The sequence below is a fragment of the Amycolatopsis sp. NPDC004079 genome, from assembly GCF_040610415.1.
Taxonomy (GTDB): Bacteria; Actinomycetota; Actinomycetes; order Mycobacteriales; family Pseudonocardiaceae; genus Amycolatopsis; species Amycolatopsis halotolerans.
In genome coordinates, this window is sequence record NZ_JBEXMH010000044.1 from 22,418 (window position 1) to 46,908 (window position 24,491).

Consider the following 24,491-nt stretch of genomic DNA (forward strand, 5'->3'; position numbering starts at 1 on the left):
GCGGTTTCGTCGTGTGAACGGCGAAAATCCGTGCACTGAGCGGCCGGTTCCAGGCTGTCTCTCGTGGCGTATGTGCGCACGGTGAAGACGGCGTCGGGGGCCAGGGCGGTGCAGATCGTGCACTCCTCGCGTCGCGGGTCGCGGGACATCGAGCACATCGGCTCGGCGCATGACGATGCGGCGTTGGAGGCGCTCAAGGCGGTGGCGAGGCAGCGTCTGGCTGTGGGGCAGCCCGAGCTCGACTTTGGCCCGGACTTCGCGGCGTTGCAGGCCGGCAGTGGTGCTGGTGGTGGGCCGCTGGTGGTGACGAGGTGTTCCGATTGCTGGTGCTGGCACGGATCGTCGAGCCGACCAGCAAGCTGGACAGTCTGCGGGTGGTGTCGAGGAGGCAGGTTTCGACCCGCCGGCGTACGCGACCCTCAAGCGGCGTCTGCCCGCGTTCGCGAAAGAGTCCTGGCGGCAGAAGTTGGGCCGCGGCGTGCGCCCGCACCGCTGATCTGGGGCCGGAGTCACTGGTTCTCTGCGATGTGTCCACCTTGTACTTCGAGACCGATGCCGGGGACGGGTTCCGTGAGCCCGGGTTCTCCAAAGAACGCTGCCTGGAGCCGCAGATCACGATCGGGCTGCTCACCGACGCAGGCGGGTTTCCGTTGATGGTTAACGCGTTCGAGGGCAACCGGGGCGAGACCACTACGATGCTGCCGACCACATCCGTGCGTTCATGGATGCCCACCAGTTGGCTGATGTCACGGTCGTGGCCGACGCTGGCACGATCTCTGCGGCCAACCAGCAGGCCATCGAGGCCGCGGGGTTGTCGTTCATCCTCGGCGCGCGGACACCCGACGTGCCGTACGTGGTCCAGTCGTGGCGCCACGAGCACCCGGATGAGCAGATCCCCGACGGGCACATCTTCACCCGGCCCTGGCCTGCCGGCCCCAAGGACCAGCGCCGCGACCAGATCATCTACTGCCAGTACCGGACGGACCGGGCTCGGCGCACCCTGCACGGCATCGACGAACAGGTCGCCAAGGCCGAGCAGGCCGTCGCTGGCAAGACCGCGGTCAAACGCAACCGGTTCATCCAGCTCACCGGCGCCTACCACCGACTGTTCCACATCGAGAAGTCGTTCCGAATGTCTAAACACGACCTACGTGCGCGGCCGATCTACCACCACAAGCGCGAGTCGATCGACGCGCACCTGACGGTCGTGTTCGCCGCCCTGACCGTCAGCAGGTGGATCGAGCAGACCACCGGCTGGTCGGTCAAGAAGTTCGTGCGCACCACCCGCCGCTGCCGCACCATCAACATCCAGGCCGGCGAGCACACCCTCACCGCCGTCGACCCGCTACCCGACGACCTCCGCGATGCCCTCACCCGCATCCACGACCGCGGTGCGCACTAATTTGAGCCGAGTCAGGGTACAGCTCCGCGGGGGATTCGCAGCCCCCGGCACCGGCTTCGCGACGGAGCCGGCGCGGCGCGGTCTGCGCCTGCTCGGCCGGTGCGGGAGACGTCGCTGAATGGTCCATGCTTCGCTGATACCCGGTGGTGGCACGGCTAACCGGACGGTTGCGGGCGGTCGCCGCGGGTATCCGGTGACAATGAACGAGATCGTCGAACTGATCCGCAGGCGCGCCTGCCTCGCGGAATCCCGTGCCGCCGAACTCGTCGCCCACGCGGTGCTGCGGACGCTGTCCGAGCGGATTTCCCCGGGAGCGGCGGCGAGTCTGGCCGCGCAACTGCCGCCGGAACTGGCTGAAGACTTGCGCCCGGGCGGCGGTCCGGTCGAAGAAGGCTTTGAGCTGACGGAATTCGTGGGCTGCGTAGCTAAGCGGGCGAATCTGACGGATCCGGAGGCCGTGCACCGGGCCGCCGTCGTGCTGGACGTGCTGGGCCGGGAGACGGTGCACGTCGCGGACGAGGTGTGGGACGTGCTGCCGGAACCGTTGCGGCAGCTGGTGGAGGCGGAGCGGCTTCGGGTCGCGTGACTCAGGCGTTCCGCATCCGGGGTCGGTGCGGCTGGGCGTGGCCGCCCGGTTCGCTCGGGATGTCGCGGTCCACGTGGTCGGCGTGGTGCAGCGCCTGGGCCAGCAGCCCGCGGACGTGCTCGTCCGCGGCGGAGTAGTACACGAACGTCCCCTCGCGGCGGCCCTTGACCAGGCCCGCGAGCCGGAGCTTGGCGAGATGCTGGCTGACCGCGGTCGGCGCGGCCCCGGCCAGTTCGGCGAGGCAGGCCACCGACGATTCTCCCTGCAGGAGCGCCCAGAGCACCTTGATCCGCGTCGGGTCCGACAGCAGGCGGAAGCTTTCCGCGGCCAGGTGGACCTGCTCGTCGGAGGGCATGTCGAAGTCCGGCAGGGAGGAGTGCATGACCTGATGCTACCGTCCCTTCTCGACTACCTGCGCATCTGCGCAGGTATGCTGGTAGTCGAGCGGCCCTCGTCCTGCGGTCGCGGAGGCCTCGAGGATTCCGGGAGTACCTGATGGCAGAGCCGCGCCGCGACCGTCCGCAGCCGGAGCACGGCCACGGCCACGGGCATGCGCACGGTCACGCTGCTGGTCACGGGCATGGGCATGAGACCTGGCGATCCCGCCTCAAGCACTTCTTCACCCCGCACAGCCACGACAGCGCGGACCGCCTCGACACCGCCCTCGAAACCAGCCGACGCGGCATCCGGGCGCTGATCTGGTCGTTCGTGGCCCTGTTCGGCACTGCGGTCGTCCAGCTGGCCCTGGTGGCTGTCACCGGCTCGGTAGCCCTCCTGGGCGACACCATCCACAACTTCGCCGACGCCCTGACCGCCCTGCCCCTGGGCATCGCCTTTGCCCTCGGCCGCCGCGCCGCGACCCGCCGCTACACCTACGGCCTCGGCCGCGCGGAGGACCTGGCCGGAGTCGTCGTGGTGCTGATCATCGCCGGATCAGCCGCGCTGGCCGCCTACGAAGCGATCGACCGTCTGCTGCACCCGCACCCGGTCCAGCAGCTCTGGGTGCTCGCCGCAGCCGGCGTGGTCGGATTCGCCGGAAACGAGCTCGTCGCCCGGTACCGGATCACCGTCGGCCGCGAAATCGGCTCCGCCGCCCTGGTCGCCGACGGCCTGCACGCCCGCACCGACGGCTTCACCTCGCTGGCGGTCGTGCTGGGCGCGATCGGCGTCGCCCTGGGTTTCCCGGCGGCCGACCCGGTGATCGGGTTGCTGATCACCGTCGCGATCCTGTTCGTTTTGCGTGACGCGGCCAAGGAAGTCTTCCGGCGGCTGATGGACGCCGTCGACCCGGCGACCGTCGAACTGGCCGAGCAGGCAGCCGCGGCGGTGCCCGGAGTGGAAGGCGTCCGCGAGGTCCGGATGCGCTGGATCGGCCACAGCCTGCGCGCCGAACTCGCGGTGCAAGTCGCCAACACGCTCACCGTCGAGCAAGCGCACGAACTGGCGCACAGCCTGGAACACCAGCTGATCGCCGCGGTGCCCCGGCTGACCGCGGCGGCAGTGCACGTCGAACCGGCTGTCGGCGCGGAGGCCGTTCACCTCGGCTGACCGCGCATCGACCGATCGGTTGATGCACCGCTCCGCCCCGGCTGAACGGAAAGTCTGGCCACGCAGTCGATTCGCCGCACCCGTGCTGCCCGGCACGGTTTAAAGCATGGCAATCATCGAGGTGGACAACCTCGTCAAGCGGTACGGCGGGCAGGCCGTGGTCGACGGGGTGAGCTTCGCCGTCGAACCGGGCGAGATTTTCGGCATTCTCGGCCCGAACGGAGCAGGCAAGACCACTACGGTCGAGTGCGTCGAAGGCCTGCGCAGGCCGGACGGCGGGGCGATCCAGGTCTGCGGCCTCGACCCGCGGCGTGACGGCGGCGAACTGCGCCAGGTGCTCGGCGGGCAGCTCCAGGAAAGCGAACTGCCGGACAAACTGAAGGTCGGCGAGGCGCTCCAGCTGTACAGCTCGTTCTACCGCGACCCGGCCGATTGGCGCGAACTGGCGGAAATCCTCACCCTCGACGGCAACCTCGGCACCCAGTTCCGCCGCCTGTCCGGCGGCCAGAAACAGCGGCTTTCGATCGCGCTCGCACTGCTCGGCAACCCGAAGGTCGCGGTGCTCGACGAACTCACCACGGGACTCGACCCGCAAGCCCGCCGCGACGTCTGGGGCCTGGTCGAACGCATCCGCGCGCGCGGCGTGACGATCCTGCTGGTCACGCACTTCATGGAGGAAGCCGAGCGGCTGTGCGACCGGCTGGCGGTCATCGACGCCGGCCGGGTCGTCGCGGTGGACAGCCCCGCCGGTCTGGTCTCGCGCGTCGACGATCAGCAGCGGATCCGGTTCCGCACGTCCGCCCCGCTGGCCGACTCGGTGCTGACCGGACTGCCGGAGGTCGCCGCCGTCGAACGGGCGGGCAGCCAGGTCGTCGTCACCGGAACCGGAGACCTGCTGCTGGCGGTGACAGCGGCGCTCGCCCGTCGTCGGATCGTTGTCGCGGGCCTGCGGGTGGATCAGACCACGCTGGAGGACGCGTTTGTCGCGTTGACCGGCCGTTCCATCGAATCCTGAGGAGGTCCTGGTGCCTGCTTTGTCCCGGCTTGCCGCCACCGAAACGAAACTGTTCTTCCGCGAGCCGATAGTCGTGTTCTTCGCGCTCGCGTTCTCGCCGATCCTGTTCGGCGTCCTCGGCCTGATCCCGGCTCTGCGCGAACCCGGCCCGGACGGGGTTCGGCTGATCAGCCGGTACCTGCCGATCGTCGTCGCGATGGGGGTTTCGCTGTTCTCGCTCAGCGGGCTGTCGCAGCTGTTCGCTTCGTACCGCGAGAAGGGCGTGCTGCGACGGATGCGGCTCACGCCGGTGAAACCGACGGTCATGCTCGGCGCGCAGCTGCTGATGGCCGTGGTGCTGTCGGCGGCCTCGACGCTGGTCATCCTCGTGCTCGGACGGCTTGCCTTCGACGTCGACCTGCCTCGGCAACTGCCTGCGTACGCGCTCAGCTTTGCGTTGCTGGCATTGGCGTTGTTCGCGATCGGCCTGCTGGTCGCGGCGCTCGCACCGTCGGCCAAGAGCGCCAGCGCGGTCGGTTCGCTGGTGTTCTTCCCGCTCGTGTTCTTCGCCGGGCTTTGGGTGCCGCGCGCGAGCATGAACCAGGTTCTGCTGACGATCAGCGACCTGACGCCGCTCGGCGCGGGCGTACAAGCGTTGCAGGACACGGCTTCCGGGAATTGGCCGCAACTGCTGCACCTCGGTGTCATGCTAGGGTGGCTCGTCGTGGCCGGGGGTTTGGCCGCACGATATTTCCGCTGGGAGTAACTGGTGGGCATCGAGGGCGACCTGCGCGAAGAGTTCGACCGCTGGGAACGAGCACAGTCGGCGACCTTCACCGCACTGCCTTATGTTCTTCTCGCGGTCAGCGTCACCATTACTTTGCTGGAGTTGCCGGCGCGGCTCCCGGTCGTTCTCGGGCTCTCCGCCGCGGCCGTGCTGTGGCTGCTGTGGTTTCACTCGCTTCATCCGGAATGGCACCGTAATCGTTCGCTGATGGCGGGGTATTACACCGGTCTGCTGGCGATCGCAGCGGGTCTGGCGGCCCTTGCGCCGTGGTACTGCCTGTTCGCCTTCGTCGGCTATCCGCAGGCTTTCGAGTACCTGACGGGCCGCTGGCGTTACGCTGGCGCCGCGGCCACCGCGGTGATCTCGGCGATGGCGTTCCTCGGCGGAATCTCCAAGATCAGCGCCGAGAATCTGTGGTGGGTGTGGCTGGGTGTCAGCGTGCTTTCGGTCGCGCTCGCGGGAGCGGTGTTCTATTTCGTGGAAATGGCTTACCGGCGGAATGAATTGCAGAAGCAGGCGCTGGCGGAAGTGCACGAGGTGAATCTCAAACTGGAGGCCGCGCTGGCCGAGAACGCCGGGCTGCACGCGCGATTGCTGGTCCAGGCGCGCGAGGCCGGGGTCCTGGACGAACGGCAGCGGATGGCGCGCGAAATCCACGACACCCTGGCCCAGGGACTGGCCGGAATCCTGACCCAGCTCCAGGCCGCGGAACAGACTGCGGCAGAGCCCGCTGTGCTGGGTCGGCACCTGGCGAACGCGACGAACCTGGCGCGGGAAAGCCTGGTCGAGGCGCGCCGGACGGTCCAGTCCGTGGGGCCGTCGGTGCTCGCCGAAGCCCGGCTCCCGGAGGCGATCGGCGAGGTGGCCGGGAACTGGTCGGCGGCCAACGACGTCGACGCCGTGCTCACCACCACTGGGGACGCCCGGCCGATGCACACCGACGTCGAGGTGGCGTTGCTGCGGACCGCGCAGGAGGCGCTGTCGAACGTCGCCAAACACGCCCGGGCGAGCCGGGTCGGCCTGACCCTGTCGTACATGCCGGACCTGGTGACCCTCGACGTCCGCGACGACGGCGTGGGCTTCGAGCCGAATGCCAAGCGCGCCAACGGTTCCACGAACGGCGGCTTCGGCCTGGCCGGGATGCGGCAGCGGGTGCAGCGCTTGGCGGGGCGGCTGGACGTCGAATCGGAGCCGGGCCGCGGTACGGCGATTTCGGTGACTGTTCCGGCGATTCCGGCTGGTGGTGAGCGGTGATTTCGTTGCTGATCGTCGATGACCATCCGGTGGTGCGCGACGGCCTGCGCGGCATGTTCGGCGCGGACCCGCGCTTCGAGGTGGTCGGCGAGGCCGCCGACGGGGCGGACGCGATCACCGCTGGCGAGGAACTTCGCCCGGACGTCATCCTGATGGACCTGCGGATGCCGGGGAAGGACGGCGTGACCGCGATCAAGGAACTGGCGAAACGCGGTGTCCCCGCGCGAATCCTGGTGCTGACGACGTACGACACCGACAGCGACGTCCTCCCCGCCATCGAAGCCGGGGCCACCGGGTATCTGCTGAAGGAAGCTCCCCGGGAGGAGCTTTTCCGCGCGGTCGAGGCCGCGGCGAAAGGGCAGGCGGTGCTGTCGCCGACGGTCGCGACGCGGTTGATGGGACAGCTGCGGCAACCGGCGGCGGACCCGTTGTCGGAGCGTGAGGTCGAGGTCCTGCAACTGATCGCGAAGGGCGCGACGAACCGCCGGGCGGCGGAGCAGTTGTTCATCAGCCAGGCGACGGTGAAGACGCATTTGCTGCACGTCTACGCGAAACTCGGCGTCAACGACCGCGCGGCGGCGGTGGCTGCGGGGTTCGCGCAGGGGTATTTGACGCTAGAGGGCTAGAGCGGGGCGTGGAGGGTGAGTTCGAACGGGGTGAAGCCGCGACCGCGGTAGAAACTGAGCGCGGATTCGTTGGCCGAATAGGCCGTGACGCTGATCTGATTCGCGCCGGATTCTCTGGCCCACGCGAAGAACTCGTCCGCCAACGCCGTTCCGACGCCGGTTGCACGGTGCGCGGGGTCGACGCGCATGCTCTCCAGCACCCCGGCCACCGCCCCGGGTCGGAGTGGGTCGGCGCGGCGGATGCGGCCGATCAGGTGGCCGATCGCTGTGCCTGCGGGGGAGAGCGCCAGCAGGCACAGGGAATCGCTCTGGCGCACTAAGTCCGCGTAGTAGGCAGGGCCTTCGCGGTGTGGCCAGGTGAGGTCCATCCATGGATCGCGCTGCCCGCCGTCCTCGGCGAACAGGGACGTGGCCGAGGCGACGAGCTGCGGAACGGATTCAGGCGTGGCACGGACGACGACAGCGTTCATTCCGAGAACGGTAGCCGTCGCGATTTATCTTGAAAATATCGAATTCCGCGCGATAAATCGGCCTGCTGGCGGAGGATGTCGCACGCCCGCCAACGGCTAGGCCGACCAGACCCGTTCCCCGCCAACCCAAGTCTCCCGCACCTGCACCCGATCCAACGCCTCCGGATCCGCCTCGAACGGGTCCTCCGCCAGCACGGCGAAATCGGCCAGGAAACCCGGCGCGAGCTGGCCCTTCGTCGTCTCCTCGCCAGAAGCGTAAGCCGACCCCGTCGTGTACACCCCAAGCGCGGCCTCGACGCTGATCCGCTGCGAAGGCCCGAACAACTCCCCGTCCGGAGCGCGGCGCGTCACGCAGCTGCGCAGCGCGTACAACGGCGGGAACGGCCCGCACGGATGGTCGGACGAGCCCGCCACGGCGACTCCGGCGTCGAGCATCGACCGGTGGGCGAACATCCGCTCGACGCGCTCCGCCCCGTAGTACTGGGTCAGCTTGTCCCCGTGCGCGGCGGCGTAGTTCGCGAACGGCACCGCGACCATGCCCTGGTCGCGCATGCGCTTCAGGATCTCGTCGTCGATGATCGAACAGTGTTCGATGCGGTGTCGCGGGTCCTGCCGGGGATTGGCGGCTTGCGCCTGGTCGACGGCGTCCAGGACGCGGCGGATCGCGCGGTCGCCGTTGGCGTGCACGCAGACTCGCCATCCGGCGTCGTGCACGTGCCGCACGGTGTCGGCCAGCTGGGCGGCGGAGACGCGCTCCAGGCCGTAGCTGTCGGTGCCTTCGATGGGCTGTTCGACCAGGCAGGTTCCGCCGTTGACGGCACCGTCGGCGAAGGTCTTGACGCCGCCCAGGCGCAGCCGGGTTTCCGTAGTGAGCGGGGCGGAGGGGAGAGCGCGGAAGTAGTCGAAGTGGTCGTAGGCGGCGAGGGCGTTCACGCGCAGGGTCAGCTGGTTCTGGTCGGCCAGGTGGCGGAGCATCTCCCATTCGGTGCGGCCGACCAGGGCATCGCCGACCGACGTGATGCCCGCGGCGTGCAGGTCAGCGGCGTGCCGGGTGAAGGCGGCGGCCAGGACCTCGGTGGACGGGTCCTTCACGATCGTCGGGCGCGGGGTGAAGGCCGGGAACGCCAGGTCGTAGAGGGCCTGGTCGTGGATGACGCCGTCGAGGCGGCCGGCAGCGTCGCGGCCGAGGTGGCCGCCGGGCGGGGGTTCGCTGGCGTCGGTGAGACCCGAGAGGGCGAGGCCGGGGGAGTTGATGACGCCGGCGTGCAGCGTCACGTGCACGACCAGTACGGGGTGGTCCGGGCAGGCTTCGTCGAGTTCGGCGCGGGTGAGTTCGCGGCCGCCGTTGCTGCGGAAGGAGTCGTAGCCGCAGCCGATGACCCATTCGCCGGGCGGCGTCGCGGCGGCTCGTTCGCGCAGGGCGGCGGTGAGGTCCGCGGTCGAGCGGATCCGCGACGGCGAGAGGTCGACCTGCAGGGATTGCGCGGCGACGACGGTCGGGTGCTGGTGGGCGTCGTTGAAGCCGGGGATGACGGTGGCGTCGCCGAAATCGTGCAGCTGAGCCGAGGGGAACTCGCCGCGCAGGTCGGCGACGCTGCCGTGCGCGACGACCCGTTCGCCGCGCATCGCGAAGGCCGGGGGCTCGGCGCCGGCCATGGTCACGATGCGCCGGGCGGTGACGATCTGCACGGATTCCGGTGCGGACACGAGGTTCCCTCCAGGTTCGAAGCAGGCTGCCGCGCGGCGCTGTGTCCACAAAGGACGGTGTGGCCACGGTGCCGCACCGCCGATTCTAGGGGCGGCGCGGGCACCGGCGCATCGTCGAAGCGGGTTGCGGCAATCGGGTGATCTAGGTCCCAACCGGGGGAACTCCGGAATGAGGACCGGCCCCTCGGCGGTGTATACGCTGGAAGCACAGGGCACCAGGCCCGGCTCCCGCGGCGGCAGGAGGCTCGCATGTCCGGCACCGGTTCGGCGCGGGCCGCGCTCACCGCCGCGGCGCAGCCGTGGGAGATCCAGGTCGGCCGCGACCTCGCCGACCGGCTCGAGACCAAACCGCCTTCCCGCTGGTCCCGGCCGGGCGCGGCGGCCGAGGACCTCGCGGACCTGGTCGGCCCGGGCGAGGTGGTGCTGGCCCCGTCGGCGACCCGGCCCTCCGGCGACGGCGTGGTGTGGACGCCGGAGCAGGCGCTGGGCGCGGGCGCGCGCGGAGTGGCGCTGTGGGTCGACGACCTGCCGTATCCGCGCATCGTCGGCGCGATCCCGTACCCGGAGCTGATCGCGGTCGAGCACGCGATGGCGGGCAAGCACTCCTGCCTGGTGCTAACCGGTGTCCGGACGACACTGGTTTTCCGCTACCGCTCGTGGGCGTGGCCCGCGGTGGCGGACCTCCTGACGCACGTGCGGTCGCGCGCGCACCGGCCCGGCGCGGCGGAACCGGCGCACGCGGGGCCGCCTTCCCTTGGCTGGGACCGGCTTCCGGCGTCGCCGCTGGTGGCACTCGGACATACCCGGCATACGCGCTACCTCGGCGCGGAGCCGGAACTGCCGCGGCGATGGCTGTGGCAGCAATCCCGGCCCGCGGCGTTCGTCGTGCTGACGCGGCAGGAGCTGGTGGTCGTCCGGCATGTGCTGGGGCGGCGGCCGTTGACGCACGGGGTGCAGTTGCTGGCGGTGGCTCGGGATCGGATCACTGGGCTCGCTGTGCGGGGTGATCGGTTGCGCGTCGCTGCGTCGGCGAGCGGGTTCGACGTGGACCTCGGAGCCGAGTTGGCGGAGGAGGCGCGGTTGCGGTTCGGGCCGATGCTGCGCGCGGACGGGCGGCGGCGAGTGGTGCGGAGGGCGTCGAAGGCTGCTCCGCAAGCCTGACAGAAGTCCGTGAAGGCCACCTTCACGGACTCAGAGTCCCTCAGGGTTCCCCTCACGGCCAATCCTCGGCGAGTTGTCACAAACCGGGCGGCAGTCCGGTCATAGCCGACGATCTGGCTGATCTACTCCTGAGGAGAATTCATGAGCTTGGCCCCTTCCGCCCGTCTCGACGAGGCGGTTCCTTCGCGGTACGCGCTCAAAGTCGGCGACATCGACGTGCTGGTGATCAGCGACGGCGTGCTGCCGATCACCGCCGAAACGCTGGCCACCAACGCCGAACGGGCCGATCTCGCCGCTTGGCTCCGTGAGATGTTCCTGCCGCCGGAGATGATCGACTGGCCGCTGAACGTCGCCGTGGTGCGCAGCGGCGGCCGGACGGTTCTGATCGATTCCGGGCTGGGCACCGAATTCCCGGGCTTTCCGCGCGCCGGACAGCTGGCGACCCGGCTCGTCGCGGCGGGCATCGACCCGGCGTCGGTGACCGACGTGGTGCTCACCCACCTGCACATGGACCACATCGGCGGGCTGCTCGTCGAGGGGCTCCGCGGCCGCCTGCGCGAGGACGTGCGGGTGCACCTGGCGGCGGCCGAGGCGGAGTTCTGGCAGGCTCCCGATTTCTCCCGGACTGTCATGCCGGAGCCGATCCCGGAGGTGCTGCGCACGACCGCCACGCGGTTCCTCGACGTGTACCGCGGCCAGTTGCGTCCGTTCGAGACGGAGCACGAGGTGGCGCCGGGCGTGCGGATCTGCCGCACCGGCGGGCACACGCCCGGCCACAGCATCGTCCGGCTGGAGTCCGGCGGCGACCGGCTGACCTTCGCCGGAGACGCGGTGTTCCAGCCCGGGTTCGAGAATCCGGACTGGTACAACGGTTTCGAGCACGACCCCGAGGAGTCGGCGCGGGTCCGGATCCGGCTTTTGCGGGAGCTGGCGGCCAGCGGCGAGCAACTGGTGGCCACACACCTGCCGTTCCCGTCGGTGTGCCATGTGGCGGTCGCGGGCACCGCGTTCCGTTTCGTGCCGACGGTGTGGGACTACTGACCGGGCGGCCGCTTCTTTGACTGGGTCCCCGGGCGCGGTTTCGCTTCGCGCCCGGGGAACCCGCCCGGCGCATGACGTCTGCACCAGCGCGTGAACTTGTGGTAAGCAAGCGGGCTATGCGCGGAAAGATGATGCGCGGCCTGGCGGTCGCCGCGATGAGCCTGCTGACCTGCCTCGCCGCCGCACCGCCGGCGCCTGCCGCACCGGAGCCGAAGGCACCGCCCGAGTTCGTCGCCCTGCGCGACGTCGACCCGACTATCGTGCAGGAAATCCGCTACATCACGCCGCACAACTTCACCGGCGCGCCGGTCGACGGCTACCGGCAGCCGATGTGCATCCTGACCCGGGACGCCGCGGTCGCGCTGCACAAGGCGCAGCTGTCGTTCCTGCGGCAGGGCTACACGCTGAAGGTGTACGACTGCTACCGCCCGCAGCGTGCGGTCGACAACTTCGTGCGCTGGGCCGAGGACCTGTCCGACCTGCGGATGAAAGCGGAGTTCTACCCGCGCGTGGACAAGGACCGGCTTTTCGAGGACGGCTACATCGCGGCGAAATCCGGCCACAGCCGGGGAAGCACGGTGGACCTGACGCTCGTCCGCCTCCCGGCGTTCCCGACGCGGCCGTACCACCCCGGCGAACCGCTGAAGCCTTGCTACGGCCCGAAAACCGAGCGGTTCCCGGACAACTCGCTCGACATGGGCACCGGCTTCGACTGCTTCGACACCCTCGCGCACACGCTCGACCCGCGGATCGTCGGGAAGCAGAAGGCGAACCGGATGCTCCTGCTGCACGGGCTGGAGCGGGCCGGGTTCAAGAACCTGCCCGAGGAATGGTGGCACTACACGTTCCAGCCGGAGACGTTCCCGGACACCTATTTCAATTTCCCGATCTGGCGGAGGTCGCTGCGTTGCCCGGTGGGCTAGCTTGCCGTGAGGGTTCCCCTCACGGACTCTGATTCCCAATGCCAGGAACTCAAGCCGCGCGGCCTCGGCCCGCTGACCGTCCATAAAGGACACCAGCGGCACCGAAATGCCCGATATGTCACCATGTGACCGTGTCTTGAAGTCCGTGAGGGGAACCCTGAGGGAATCAGATTCCCTCAGGGTTCCCCTCACGGACCATCATCCGGCTTCCGCTCCCGGGTCCGGGGCCCACAGCGACCTGCGCTCAACCGGACCGAACCAGCCGAGCTGGGGAAACAAGCCGGAAGCGCGTCCACATCACAACCTTAAGTTCCTGGCATTGACTCTGATTCCCGCAGGGTTCCCCTCACAGCACGCGGCATCCTCGCGCAGCCGCTCCGAAGCGGCCCGCTAGGACTGGGGCAGCCGGGTCGCGACGACCCCCGCGACTGACTTCGCGGTGTCGCAGATAGCGGTCAGATTGCCTTTGTCCGCCTCGTCGGTGATCTCGACCAGCACGACCTCGTCCCGCCGGTCCGGTGTTCCTTCCTGCGTCGGGAGAGCTGGCGAGTACGTGTGGTAGACGACGGTGACATCGCACATGTCGCCAGCGGTTTCGTGCGGATCGACGTACGCCAGCCGCCCGCCGACGGTGGTGCGGGTCTGGCCGTCCGGCGCGTTCGTGGACAGCGGCCACTGCCGGTCGTAGTAGAGGTCGACCGACTTCGCGTCGTGCCCCCACGAACAGGCCCAGTCCGCGAAATACCGGTCGACCGGGTAGTCCGGCCCGACGGTCCGGCGCAGCGTGGCGTCGTCGACCAGCGTGCAGGCGTCCGTCCGTGCCAGCGAATCCGGCGGGAACGGCTGGGCACGGCGGGCGATCGGGCCGCGGGCCACTCGCGCGTAGGCGTCGCCGACGACCGCGTCCGACATCGCGCACAGCTGCGGCGCGGCGGCACTGTCGGAGCGGACCGAACTCACCGTGACGACGCTGAGATCGGGCAGGGTGAACGAACGGCGGCACTTCCCGGAGTCGGGATTCGGCCGCTGGATCTCGCCGAGCTTGCCGCGGACCGGCGGCACCTGCGGGTACTCCTCGGGTCCGGACAGTTCGAGGCTGGTCACGATCGTGCCGCCGCCGTCGGGCAGGCTCGTGTTCAGGTCGCAGCGGGCGAACGTGCCGAGGTTCGGTTCGAGGAAGACTTTGCCGTACTGGCTCAGGGAATTCACCGACAGCAGCGAGCACGGATCCGCGGTGTGCGGGTCGCCGACGAGGTCCGGCGACGGCGGTGCGGCCGTCGCGTTCGCGGGCGGTGCGTCGTCGCGGGTGAAGACGAGAAACCCGGCAGTCAGCAGGACAATCGCACCCAGCGCCGCGCCGATGAGCACTGGCCGCTTGGGTTTCTTCACTGCGCGGGGTACCGGGGAGCCGCGCAGGAAGCCCTCGACCTCGACCGCGGTCGGGCGGCTTTCCGGCTGACGGCTGAGCATCGCCTGCAACGCGGGCCTGAGCTCACGAGCGTTGCGCGGCGATTCGGGTGTCCCTTCCGCAGCCCGGCGCAGCTGCGCGAACGGGCCGTTTTCCCCGGTGCCCCAAGGGGAACCGCCCTCGACGGCGGCGAACAGCGTCGCCCCGAGCGAGAAGACGTCCGACGCGGCGGTGGCCGCCTCGCCGTTCGCGACTTCCGGCGCGAGGTACCCCGCGGTGCCGCCGATGCGGGCGCTGTCGGTGAGCGTGACCTCGTGACCGCGGGAAATGCCGAGGTCGGCGAGCTTGGCGGTGCCGTCGTCGGCGACCAGGACGTTGCCCGGGGTGAGGTCGCGGTGCACCATGCCGCGCGCGTGCATCGCGGCGAGCGCGGCCGCGATCTGCACGCCGACCGCGGCGGCTCGCTCGGGTGTCAGGACGCCGTCGGCGTGCACGATCTCGGCCAGGCTGCGCGCCGGGAGGTACTCCATGACGAGCCATCGGTCGGAGCCGTCGGAAACGGAGTCGTAGACCGCGACGATGTTCGGGTGCTGCAAGGCCGCGCCGAGCCGGGCTTCGCGGCGGATCTGCGGCTCGTCGCCGTCGAGCGACCGTTTGAGCGCGACCGTCCGCCGCAACTCGAGGTCGCTGGCCCGCCAGACGACGCCCATCCCGCCGGCTCCGAGGCGTTCCTCGAACCGGTAACGCCCGGCGATCACCTGCGGAGCAGCCACGGCGACAGCTTAAAGCGCGCTTTCCCGGACTGCCCTCTGGCCGCTCCCCTCAGCCCTCCTTCGCGGCGGACTTCCGCAATCCCCGGCGCACCAGCGGCCAGAACGCCGCGATCACGGCCAGCGACACGATGCTGGTCCACACCTGGGTGCGGGCGGAATCGTCGGTCAGCAGCATGACGACGATGATCGCCACGACGCCGAGGACGGTCAGAATGCCCAGCCACGGGTGCAGCCACATCTTGAGCTTCAGCCCGGCGCGTTCCTCCGGCGTCATCCTGTGCCGCATCCGCATCTGGGTGAACGCGATGAACGAATACACGAACAGTGCGACCAGGCCCGCGGAGTTCATGATGAAGTCGAAGATGCCGGAGTCCGGCGCGACGAAGTTGACGAAGACCGCGATGTACCCGCCGATCGTGCAGGCCACCACCGCGATGACCGGCACGCCGGATTTGCTCTTCTTCGCCACCACGCGCGGCGCGAGCCGTTTTTCGGCGAGCGCGGAGAACATCCGTCCGGCGGAGTAAAGCCCTGAGTTGAGCACCGAACACGCGGCGGTGAGCACGACCGCGTTCATCACCAGACCGGCGCCGGGGAGCCCGAACAACGTGAAGGCGTGCGCGAACGGCCCTTCCTGTTTGGGATTCGGCAGCTGGTTCCAGGGGACGATGGTGACGATCAGCAGCACCCCGCCGACGAAGAACAGCAGGATCCGCCAGATCACCGTGCTGACCGCCTGCCGCACGCCCTTGGCCGGGTCCTCGGACTCGGCCGCGGCCATCACCGCGATCTCGGTGCCGAAATAGGAGAAAATCACGATCGCGACGCCGCTGAGGATCGGCCACCAGCCGTGGGGCGCGAACCCGCCGTGCTGCCAGAGGTTCGGGACGGAGAAGCTCGCCTTCGGCCAGAGCCCGAACGCGAACAGGGTGCCGACCGCGAGGAACACGATGATCGCGGCGACCTTGATGCTCGCCAGCCAGTACTCGACCTCGCCGAACGACCGCGCGGACACCAGGTTCGTGGTGGTGAAGAACAGCAGCAGCACGACGGAGAACACCCACTGCGGCACCGCGGGGAACCATCCGCCGAGCACCGACCCGCCGACGACCGCCTCGAACGCGATCACGCCGATCCAGTAGTACCAGTACAGCCAGCCGACGAGATACCCCGCCCACTCGCCGAGCCCCACCCGGGCGTACTCCATGAACGACCCGATCGCCGGACGCGCCGCGGCCATCTCGCCGAGCATCCGCATCGCGAGGAAAACGAGGAGCCCGCCGATGAGATAGGAGAGGACGGCGGCTGGTCCGACGGCGCGCACTACGTTTCCGGAGCCGACGAAGAGGCTGGCTCCGATGATGCCGCCGAGCGCGATCATGGTGATGTGGCGGGAACGGAGCTTTTTGGGGCCGGTCTTCGATTCGGGCGGAGTGGTTTCGGCTGCGGCTGTTTTGCTCGCGGGTGACTCTGCTGAGGTCGCCGGGCGTGCAGTTGCCGCGGCTGTTTTGCTGCCGGGCGCTTCCACCGGGGGTGGTGTGCTTGCGGACGTTTCGCCCGTAGTTTCGGCCGGGGCCGTCTTGCCTCTGGCCGCGTCGGCGGGGGTGGTGTTGCGGGGAGCTGTTTCGGCCGGGACGGCTGTGCGTTCAGCTTCCTCCGCTGGGACCGCTTTGCCTGCCGTCGCATCGCCGGGCGTCGTCGTGCCTGCGGTCGCCTCGCCCGGAGTCGCCGTGCGTTCGGCTGCCTCCGTCGGGACCGCCTTCGCCTCGCCAGGGGTCGTCGTGCCCGCGGCCGCTTCGTTCGGGGTCGCCTCGCCCGGGGTGTCCGGGTTTCCCTGGCCCTGCCCGGTGATCCGATCAGCCATCGATCGATCTTCCTCTCGTTCGGCCGTGCCGTCCCGCGGTCGCGCCCCCGGCCGACAACGTTGTCGGAAACGGCCGCGGAGCTGGGCCTCGCTGACGCGGGGACAGTGTGCGGCCGCCGGGTCCGTCGAGGCTAGGTGCGAGCGGGGGCGGATGCCGCGCGGGGGAGTTGTCGATCATCCGAATGGAGCAGCATCGCGCGCCGGGTTTGCCCGGCTGTGCGCAGAGCCGCGCGGACCGGTTCGGGCCGTTGCCGCCGGAAATCCCGGCTGACCGGGGATTCGGCCGCTTGCGGGAACGCGCCGCGGGGAAGTCGGCCGCTAAGCGCAGGCGCGGACGAAGGCGGCCACGGCCGGTGCGGTTTCGTCGCTGCGGTGCAGCAGATGGAAGTCGGTCTTCAGACCAGGTTCGGCCAGCGGCCGGTACACCACGTCCGGCACCGCGGCCCGGTCCACGCCCGCCGGGGCCACCGCCAGACCGGCCTTCGCGGCGACCAGCGCGAGAACGCTCAGCGTGCTGTCGCCGCGAAACCGGGCCGGCGAGGACGGCGGGTCCGCCCCGTAGCGGCGCACTCCGTGCGGCACGAGATCGCCGTCGCCGGTGATGTATTCGATCAGCTCCTCGCCGTCGATCTGCTCGACAGTCAGCGTTTCGTGCTCGGCGAGGCGGTGTCCGGCGGGCAGCGCGACCAGGAACGACACGGAACTCGCCGGGATCGAGGCCAGCCGCGGTTCGTCGGCAGGCGCGGCGAGCGCGCTGAAGCCGACGTCCAGTTCGCCCGCGAGGATCGCGGTGCGCTGCGCCAGCGGCCCCGTTTCCCGCAATTCGATCCGGACGAGCGGCGTGGCCTGATGGAACTCGCCGATCAGGCCGGCCAGGAGGCCGCCGAACACGACCGCGCCCGCCACGCCGATCCGGACGCTTCCGGTTTCCCCGCGCAGCGCTGACCGCGCGGTGTCCCGCGCCCGTTCGGCCTGCGCGAGCACCTGCCGGGCTTCGACCAGGAACGCCTGGCCCGCGGGGGTGAGCCGGGGCCGTCGCCCGGTGCGGTCGAACAGCGGTCCGCCGAGTTCGTGTTCCAGGTCGCGGATCTGCATGCTCAACGTGGGCTGGACGACGTGCAGCCGCCGCGCGGCCGCGCTGAACCCGCCTTCCTCGGCCACCGCGACGAAATAGCGCAGGTGCCGCAGCTCCATCTCCAGCTCCTATCAGCGGTACTGATCGATGAATCAGAAACAAGTGTTTGAGCCTATCGCCGGCCAGGTCCATCGTGAAGGGACAGGCCGACGAAGAGGGGCAACGATGCGGATTGTCACGCTCGAAGAACACTGGACCGACCCGGCGGTGACCGCCGCCGGCATGTCGGCCATGCTCGACCACGTTCCCGGCTACGCGGCGGCGTTCGCCCCGGACACCGGGATGCCGTACCCGCGGCATCCCGATCTCCTGGCGGACCTGGGTTCCGCCCGGATCGCCGACATGGACCGCCACGGCATCACCACCCAGGTCCTGTCACTGGTGAACACCTTCCTGCCGGCGGACGTCGCACCGGAATTGACCGCGGCGGCGAACGACACCATGGCCAAGGCGGTCGAGGCGTTTCCGGGCCGGTTCGCCGCGTTCGCGGCCCTGCCGACAGCCGTGCCCGGCGCCGCGGCGGACGAGTTGCGCCGGTGCGTCGGCGAACTGGGCTTCGTCGGCACCATGATCATGGGGCGCACCGACGGCGAATTCCTCGACCAGCCGCGGTTCGATCCGATCCTGCGCGCCGCGAGCGAACTGTCGGTGCCGATCTACCTGCACCCGGCCCCGCCTCCGGCGCAGGTGAGCGAGGCCAACTATGCGGGCGGACTCTCGCCCGCGGTCTCCGGGGCCCTCCGGCTCGCCGCGTGGGGCTGGCATCAGGAGACGGCGGTGCACTTCCTGCACCTGGTGCTGACCGGAGTGCTCGACCGCCGTCCCGGCCTGCAGTTCGTGCTCGGCCACTGGGGCGAGTTCATCCCGTTCTACCTCGACCGGCTCGACGAGACCATGCCGAGGCGGATGACCGGGCTCGACCGGACGTTCCGCGAGTACTTCCGGGACAACGTGTTCATCACTCCCAGCGGCATGTTCAGCCAGGCCCAGCTGCGGTACTGCGCGGACACCGTCGGCGCGGACCGGATCATCCATTCCGTGGATTTCCCGATGCTCGGCAACGAGGGCGCCGGGTCGTTCCTGGCCGAATCGCATCTTTCGGCCGAGGACCAGGAAAAGATCGCCCATCGCAATGCCGACGCACTGCTCGGCCTGGCCTGATCCAGCGGCGGCTCAGTGCGGCTGGGACAGGTCCCCGGGGCGGAAGGAGTCCACTGTGGTGCTTACCGGAGTGTCCATTTCGGACTTGTGGTCTCGCGGGTAGACCCAGCGCAACGAGGCCGTCGACCCCGCTCCGGAGAAACCTCGCTCGTAGAAGATCTTGCCGTCGCTTTGGTAGCCGGAAATCGAGTAATGGTCGCCTTCGTCCTTGCGATAGGTCACGCGGCCGCCATTTCCTTCGGCCGCGGCGGCTGCGTCGGCGAGTGCTGCCGCGGCGGTCCGGCCGCCGGAGTTGGAGCCCCATACGGTGAGGGTCGCGTCGAGGGCGGTGTTGGTGAACGTCATTCCGTCGCCGTTGTCCGGGCTGTAGGGCGCGGCGGTGTAGCCCTGCGGAACGCGTGTGGTGAAGCCGAATCGCGGGTTGGTGTAGGTGTTGCTGACCGCGGGGGAAGACGAGGCTGGTGATGCGGGTGACGGGGAAGCCGTTGGGGCGCCGAGCATTGTCACGAACTTCGACTGCAGCAGATCGGAGATTTCGGCGTACGGAACGGTCACGGTCTCCTTCCCCGCCGCCGTGACGCAGCCGAGGTCGTACCACAGGATTTCGAATTCGGCCCCAGCCTTGGTGAATCCGATCGAGGCTCCCGGAACGTGCCCGCGTGCCGGGACCCGGTCGGCGGCGTCGATGGTGGTTTTCCGGCCTTGTTCGTCGACGGACGCCAGCTCGCAGAAACCGTTCCTGGTGTGCGGTTCGATGCGGTCGGTCAGCGTTTTCATTCCGGCCGCGGTGAGCACTTCGGGCCGGAACATGTCCTGGGGGCCGATCGGGTTCCCGGTGCCGAGGTCGACGGTGACGGTTTCCGGGAACCGCCACGTCGTGTGCCACAGCACTTTCGAGTCGAGGTCGTGGTCGTAGCGGACGGAAAGCAGGCTCGGGGTCTGCAGGAGGATGTGCGCGGTCGATCGCGCGACGGGTGTTTCCCCGGCTTCGGTGAACTGCTGCTGCCAGTCCGGATAGGACCGTGCGTCGCGAATGGCCTTCAGCCGCTTGTCGATCGGGGCGCGCAAGGCGTCGTTGATGCGTTTCCGCACGGCGGCGTCCGGTCCGCCGGACACTTGCGGATACTGGAGGTTGTAGGTGATCGGGAGGGCCTGGTCGCGTCCGGAATCGGTCTGGATCGCCACCGTGAGCGCCGCGGGAGCCGGTGGGTCGTCCTGGCGGTTGAAGACCAGGATTCCGCCCGTGACCAGGGCGCCGACGACCACCAGCACGGCGATGACCTTGCCGACGATCACCGCGGTCGCGCCCGCTCCGGTTCCCGTGGCAGGCACTCCCGCCGCCACCGCACCGGCACCTGCTCCGATCGGCGCGGCGGCCGTTCCAGCCGTGGTCAGGAGAGCCAGCGGCGTGAGCGCGGTCAGGGCGGCGGCCGAGGCGGCGAGGCGCTTCCAGCCGCGTTTCTCCCAGTCCTTTCCGTAAGCCTTGCGCGCGACGGTCTCCAATTCGGCCACGAAAGCGTCCGCTGTGGACGGTCGCCACGCCGGATCCTTCGCCATGCCGCGCGCGATCAGCGGACGCAACTCCTCGGGCACCGCGTCGAGCGGTACGGGGGCTATCTGGTGCAGCGAACGCAATTCGTCGGTGGTGGTCGCCTCGAACGGCTGGTGTCCGGTGACGCATTGGTAGAACACACAGGTCGCGGCATACACATCTGTGGCTGGCATGCCTGGTTGACCGGCCCACTGCTCAGGCGCCATGTACGACGGGGAACCGGCGGTCAGTCCGTTGTGTCCGTCCAAAGTGGCCAGTCCGAAGTCGACCAGTTTCGACTGGCCTTCCCGCGACACCAGGACGTTTCCCGGTTTGTAATCGCGATGGACGACTCCGGCGGCGTGCGCGTCGGCGAGACCGAGCAGCGAACCTTTGAGAATGGCCAACGCGGATTCGGGGGCGAGAACGTTTTCCGTCGCCAGGAGCGCGCGCAAAGACACGCCGGGCACGGCCTCCATCACCAGTGCCGCGCCCTGCGGTGTCTCGACGAAGTCGAACAGCCGCACGACATGCGGGCTTCGGACGCCGGACAACAGCCACGCCTCGCGCCGGAACCCGGCCGCGATGTCCGGGTCGGCGAGGTACTCCGCGAGAAGGTATTTGATCGCCACCATGCGGCCGGATTGCTGATGTTTGGCCAGCACGACGCGCCCGAAGCCGCCGACGCCGAGCACGTCGACCTCGGTGAACCCGGGCACCTGCCAGGTGTCGCTCATCCCCGCCGCTTCCCCTCTCCCGCGAGGCCCGCCCGCGGTTCGGCGAGATCGTACTCCGGAAATGTGGCATCGGGTGTGGAGTTGTCACATTTGTGCCTCGGTCGTGGGAAGCGCGGGGATCGGACCGTCTTGGTTCGATTTTGGCGGGTCGGGGCTTGCGTTCGTCAGTTTTGTGCTTCGGCGGACGGCGCATTCGGTGCTCGGTTCGCTGCTCGGCAACCGGCTCATAGGCGGTGTCGAGGGGTCACACTTGTGAGCCGGTTCGGCGGAGGGGCCAGCAGGCGGATTCCTTGCTCGGTGGCGCGGTAGCGGACTGTGCGGCGACTGGGCTGGTGGTGCGTGGGGGTCGATGCGGTTGGGGCCGTCACCTTTGCGGTTCGCCCGAGGGGTTCAGCAGGCGGACGCCCTGTTCGGTGGTGCGGTACAGGACTTCGCGACCGGACCGTCGCCCGGTGACCAGGCCGCTGTCGCGCAGGACTCGGAGGTGTTGCGACACCGCGCTCGGCGAGACGTGCAGGGCTTCGGCGAGGTCGGTGGTCGTGGCGGGGGAGCGCAGTGTCTCCAGGAGTTCGGCCCGGCGTCGGCCCAGGAGGCGGACCGCGGGTTCGGCCGGGCGGCGTTCGGCGGCTGTCCACAATGCACCGCTGCCACGGGCCGGGTAGCGGATCGTGGTCTGGGTGGTGGTGTGCAGTTTGATCATCACCCACGGCGGACCGAGCACGACCGGCGAGAGCACCAGTCCGCCGGAAGGACGGCCGGGCGAGGGACGGTGGTCGCCGTGGAGGGCGAGCTGGCTGGTGGACCAGGTGAGCTCGGTGTGCAGGTCGGCGAAGAGACGGCCCGCGCCGCCGTCGGCCCATTGTCTGGCGCGGTAGGCGATGTCGGCGTCGAGGACGGCGCGCAGCCGGGCCCAGTGCGGTGCGATCAGGCGGTCGTGCGCCTGGCGGAGTTCTTCGGCGATCGCGCGGAGCCCGGCCGCGGGATCGTCGGCGAGGGCTCGGGCCGGGACGGGCAGGCGGTCGCCGAACACTCCGTGCAGGCTGCGCCGGACCTCGCTCGCGGTGGTCTGGCACATCGCGGCCAGCGCCTCGTCGATCGTGCTAGCCGCGCGGGCCGGTGCGGGCAGCAGGAACTGCGGCCAGCTGGTCCGGCCGGTGACGAGCAACGGCCACGTCCAGGACAGATCCAGCGGACGGCCGGCGAGTTCGCTCGCGGCCCAGCGGGTCCACCGCCCGTGGCGGGTCCGGCCCCAGCAACCGGCCAGGGTCTGCAGGCCTGAGACCGTCTCGGACAACGGCGAGACGGCGAGCCTGGTGGCGGCCAGGTCGTCGATGCTCAGATCGAGGGTCAACGGCACGTCGCGATTATGCGTCACTTGGCGGCTGGCGAGGCGGGATCGGCGGGTTTGCCGACTTGGCGGGTGGGTTGTGCGGGGATGGCTGGCGAGGCGGGATCGGCGGGTTTGCCGACTCGGCGGGTGGGTTGTGCGGGGATGGCTGCGGCTCGATCGGTGCCCGGACGGAAGCAGCGGGGTTGGCCAAGCTCGGTGGTGGTCTTGGTTGTTGTCGTCTGCCCGCGCGGTGGCGGTGCCCGGTGGTTGTCCGGCGGGATGCGGTGGGTTGGTTGAGTTCGGTGGTGGTCTTGCTGTGCGACAGGCACCCGGTGCTCAGGCACCAGCGGCGGGCTGGCCGAACCATCGGGCGAGGTGGTCGTTCAGGTCCTGCTGGTCGTCGCCGATCCACGCGACGTATCCGTCCGGGCGGAGCAGAAGGGCCGGAGCGTCCAGGGCCGCGGCGGGGTCTGCGACGAGGTCGATGCGGTCGGCCCAGCCCTCGACGGTCAGTCGTTCCGTGCGGTCGAGCAGCAGGCCTCGGCCCTGATGGAGGCGGTCGTAGAGGCGGCCTTGTTTCAGGTCGAGGTCGGGGAGGCGGCGGCCTAGCAGGTCGGGGCCTTCGCCGAAGTCGTAGCGGATGTCGATCGCGGTGATTTTCCCGATCAGGCGGCGGTTGACGTCGTCGAAGTCCATCAGTTCGGTGAGCAGCTTCCGCACGGCCCGCGGCCCGGCGTCGGCGGACGACAGTTCCATCTGGGCGCGGGTGTTGTCCAGGACGTCCGCGGCGACCGGATGGCGTTCGGTCTGGTAGGTGTCCAGTAGCGGTGCCGGGGCCCAGCCGCCGATCTGTGCGGCCAGTTTCCAGCCGAGGTTGAACGCGTCTTGGACGCCCAGGTTGAGGCCCTGCCCGCCGGTGGGCGGGTGGATGTGCGCGGCGTCGCCGGCCAGCAGGACCCGGTCGACGCGGTAGCGTTCGGCCAGGCGGGTGGCGTCGCCGAAGCGGGACAGCCAGCGCGGGGAGTGGACGCCGAAATCGGTTCGGGCGATGGCGTGCAGTTGCTGTTTGAAGTCCTCGAGAACGGGCGGTTCAGCGCTGATTCCCGCAGCCGGGATCACCACGCGGTAGACGCCCTCGCCTAGTGGGCTCAGCATGAAGCGCTTGTCGGTCTCGCGGATCTCGGCGACCTTGGCGGCGATCTCCTCCTGTGCCGCGGTCGCGGGCATCTCGCCCATCAGGGTCTCGGTCCGCGAGGGTTCGCCGGGGAAGCCGACGCCGAGCAGCTTGCGCACGGTGCTGCGCGCGCCGTCGCAGCCGACGAGGTAGCGCGACCGCAGACGTTCGCCGTCGGTCAGTTCGACGGTCACTCCGTCCTCGTCCTGCTCGAAACTGGCGACTGCGCGGCCGTGCCGGACTTCCGCGCCCAGGTCGACCGCGTGGTCTTCGAGCAGGCGGACGACGACTGGCTGCGGGATGCCCAGCAGGTACGCGGAATCGAGGCCCTCGGGGGCGGGTTGGGGGATGCCGGCGAAGATGCCGCCGACGGGACGTTGTCGTCCGCGTTCGAGGACGCGCTCCAGCAATCCGCGCATCGCGAGCTGTTCGAGGCTGCGGATGTGCAGGCTGACGATGCGGGCGAGCGGGAGCGGCTCGGTTTCCTTCTCCACGACGAGGACCCGCACGCCGTGCAGCCGAAGCTCGGCGGCGAGCGTCGCGCCGGTCGGGCCGCAGCCGGAGATGATGACGTCGATCATGAACCACCTGTTCGTTCGGTTCTTTTAGCGGCAGCGCGGTTGATTGCCGGGTATCCGGACGCGGAGCGGAGATGCGCGACTGGTGTGCGTCCAGCCGTGGAGCGGGGGTGCGTGGCTGGTGTGCGTTCAGCCGTGGAGCGGGGGTGCGTGGCTGGCGTGCGCTCAGCCGTGGAGCGGAGACGCACGGCCGGTGTGCGTCCAGCCGCGGTGTGCCTGGTCGTCGCCAGACCAGCCGCCGTCCGCTCAGCTGCGTGGTGCTCGGCTGCGGCGCGCTCGACCGCCCGTCCAGCCGCGGTGC

19 protein-coding genes and 1 pseudogene are annotated in these 24,491 nt (G+C 69.7%); 11 read left to right on the top strand and 9 right to left on the bottom strand.

What is annotated here, in order from left to right:
* Nucleotides 1-108: 108 nt before the first annotated feature.
* Both ABZX37_RS33905 and ABZX37_RS33910 read left to right on the top strand, forming a co-directional pair.
* Nucleotides 109-1,402: pseudogene (locus ABZX37_RS33905) on the top strand (IS1634 family transposase).
* 199 nt (nucleotides 1,403-1,601) lie between these two features.
* A complete protein-coding gene (locus tag ABZX37_RS33910; protein ID WP_354746550.1) occupies nucleotides 1,602-1,988 on the top strand; it encodes a DUF2267 domain-containing protein in 387 nt (128 codons plus the stop codon).
* A 1-nt stretch (nucleotide 1,989) separates the two neighbouring features.
* Here the strand turns inward: ABZX37_RS33910 and ABZX37_RS33915 are convergent, their stop codons facing one another.
* Nucleotides 1,990-2,370, bottom strand: a complete 381-nt coding sequence (locus tag ABZX37_RS33915; protein ID WP_354746552.1) for a metalloregulator ArsR/SmtB family transcription factor — start codon at nucleotides 2,368-2,370, stop codon at nucleotides 1,990-1,992.
* A 113-nt stretch (nucleotides 2,371-2,483) separates the two neighbouring features.
* Between ABZX37_RS33915 and ABZX37_RS33920 the strand changes: the two genes are divergently transcribed.
* The 5 genes from ABZX37_RS33920 to ABZX37_RS33940 all read left to right on the top strand — a co-directional run bounded on the left by ABZX37_RS33920 (nucleotide 2,484) and on the right by ABZX37_RS33940 (nucleotide 7,197).
* Entirely contained in the window at nucleotides 2,484-3,536 is a 1,053-nt protein-coding gene (locus ABZX37_RS33920; protein WP_354746554.1) for a cation diffusion facilitator family transporter, read from the top strand.
* 106 nt (nucleotides 3,537-3,642) lie between these two features.
* Nucleotides 3,643-4,551: an ABC transporter ATP-binding protein gene (locus ABZX37_RS33925; protein ID WP_354746556.1), complete on the top strand. Its 909-nt coding sequence runs from the start codon at nucleotides 3,643-3,645 to the stop codon at nucleotides 4,549-4,551.
* A 10-nt stretch (nucleotides 4,552-4,561) separates the two neighbouring features.
* On the top strand, nucleotides 4,562-5,296 hold the full coding sequence (locus ABZX37_RS33930) for an ABC transporter permease (protein WP_354746558.1): 735 nt from the start codon (nucleotides 4,562-4,564) through the stop codon (nucleotides 5,294-5,296).
* Between the two features lie 3 nt (nucleotides 5,297-5,299).
* Nucleotides 5,300-6,571: a sensor histidine kinase gene (locus tag ABZX37_RS33935; RefSeq protein WP_354746560.1), complete on the top strand. Its 1,272-nt coding sequence runs from the start codon at nucleotides 5,300-5,302 to the stop codon at nucleotides 6,569-6,571.
* Nucleotides 6,568-7,197, top strand: a complete 630-nt coding sequence (locus ABZX37_RS33940) for a response regulator transcription factor (protein ID WP_354746562.1) — start codon at nucleotides 6,568-6,570, stop codon at nucleotides 7,195-7,197. The genes ABZX37_RS33935 and ABZX37_RS33940 overlap by 4 nt, the downstream gene beginning before the upstream one ends.
* On the opposite strand, the gene ABZX37_RS33945 is transcribed toward ABZX37_RS33940, so the two are convergent.
* Both ABZX37_RS33945 and ABZX37_RS33950 read right to left on the bottom strand, forming a co-directional pair.
* Nucleotides 7,194-7,667, bottom strand: a complete 474-nt coding sequence (locus ABZX37_RS33945; protein WP_354746564.1) for a GNAT family N-acetyltransferase — start codon at nucleotides 7,665-7,667, stop codon at nucleotides 7,194-7,196. The genes ABZX37_RS33940 and ABZX37_RS33945 overlap by 4 nt on opposite strands.
* A 96-nt stretch (nucleotides 7,668-7,763) precedes the next feature.
* Nucleotides 7,764-9,374 (bottom strand): amidohydrolase, encoded by a 1,611-nt coding sequence (locus ABZX37_RS33950; protein ID WP_354746566.1) that lies wholly within the window; start codon nucleotides 9,372-9,374, stop codon nucleotides 7,764-7,766.
* 249 nt (nucleotides 9,375-9,623) lie between these two features.
* On the opposite strand from ABZX37_RS33950, the gene ABZX37_RS33955 reads away from it, so the two are divergent.
* The 3 genes from ABZX37_RS33955 (at nucleotide 9,624) to ABZX37_RS33965 (ending at nucleotide 12,499) form a co-directional block, all read left to right on the top strand.
* Nucleotides 9,624-10,535, top strand: a complete 912-nt coding sequence (locus ABZX37_RS33955) for a hypothetical protein (RefSeq protein ID WP_354746568.1) — start codon at nucleotides 9,624-9,626, stop codon at nucleotides 10,533-10,535.
* Between the two features lie 141 nt (nucleotides 10,536-10,676).
* Nucleotides 10,677-11,576: an MBL fold metallo-hydrolase gene (locus tag ABZX37_RS33960; RefSeq protein ID WP_354746570.1), complete on the top strand. Its 900-nt coding sequence runs from the start codon at nucleotides 10,677-10,679 to the stop codon at nucleotides 11,574-11,576.
* Between the two features lie 116 nt (nucleotides 11,577-11,692).
* Entirely contained in the window at nucleotides 11,693-12,499 is an 807-nt protein-coding gene (locus ABZX37_RS33965) for a M15 family metallopeptidase (RefSeq protein ID WP_354746571.1), read from the top strand.
* Between the two features lie 390 nt (nucleotides 12,500-12,889).
* Here ABZX37_RS33965 and ABZX37_RS33970 read toward each other — a convergent pair whose 3' ends face one another.
* The 3 genes from ABZX37_RS33970 to ABZX37_RS33980 all read right to left on the bottom strand — a co-directional run bounded on the left by ABZX37_RS33970 (nucleotide 12,890) and on the right by ABZX37_RS33980 (nucleotide 17,738).
* Nucleotides 12,890-14,680, bottom strand: a complete 1,791-nt coding sequence (locus tag ABZX37_RS33970; protein WP_354746572.1) for a serine/threonine-protein kinase — start codon at nucleotides 14,678-14,680, stop codon at nucleotides 12,890-12,892.
* Between the two features lie 49 nt (nucleotides 14,681-14,729).
* Nucleotides 14,730-16,544, bottom strand: a complete 1,815-nt coding sequence (locus tag ABZX37_RS33975) for an amino acid permease (RefSeq protein WP_354746574.1) — start codon at nucleotides 16,542-16,544, stop codon at nucleotides 14,730-14,732.
* A 318-nt stretch (nucleotides 16,545-16,862) separates the two neighbouring features.
* A complete protein-coding gene (locus ABZX37_RS33980) occupies nucleotides 16,863-17,738 on the bottom strand; it encodes a LysR substrate-binding domain-containing protein (RefSeq protein ID WP_354746576.1) in 876 nt (291 codons plus the stop codon).
* A 106-nt stretch (nucleotides 17,739-17,844) separates the two neighbouring features.
* On the opposite strand from ABZX37_RS33980, the gene ABZX37_RS33985 reads away from it, so the two are divergent.
* Complete coding sequence (locus tag ABZX37_RS33985; RefSeq protein WP_354746578.1) at nucleotides 17,845-18,840, top strand: amidohydrolase family protein; 996 nt, start codon at nucleotides 17,845-17,847, stop codon at nucleotides 18,838-18,840.
* A gap of 12 nt (nucleotides 18,841-18,852) precedes the next feature.
* Here ABZX37_RS33985 and ABZX37_RS33990 read toward each other — a convergent pair whose 3' ends face one another.
* From ABZX37_RS33990 to ABZX37_RS34000, 3 genes are all read right to left on the bottom strand, one after another.
* Complete coding sequence (locus tag ABZX37_RS33990) at nucleotides 18,853-21,108, bottom strand: protein kinase (RefSeq protein WP_354746580.1); 2,256 nt, start codon at nucleotides 21,106-21,108, stop codon at nucleotides 18,853-18,855.
* A 364-nt stretch (nucleotides 21,109-21,472) separates the two neighbouring features.
* On the bottom strand, nucleotides 21,473-22,465 hold the full coding sequence (locus ABZX37_RS33995) for a metalloregulator ArsR/SmtB family transcription factor (protein ID WP_354746582.1): 993 nt from the start codon (nucleotides 22,463-22,465) through the stop codon (nucleotides 21,473-21,475).
* Between the two features lie 309 nt (nucleotides 22,466-22,774).
* Nucleotides 22,775-24,193, bottom strand: a complete 1,419-nt coding sequence (locus ABZX37_RS34000) for an FAD-dependent monooxygenase (RefSeq protein ID WP_354746584.1) — start codon at nucleotides 24,191-24,193, stop codon at nucleotides 22,775-22,777.
* Between the last annotated feature and the right edge of the window lie 298 nt (nucleotides 24,194-24,491).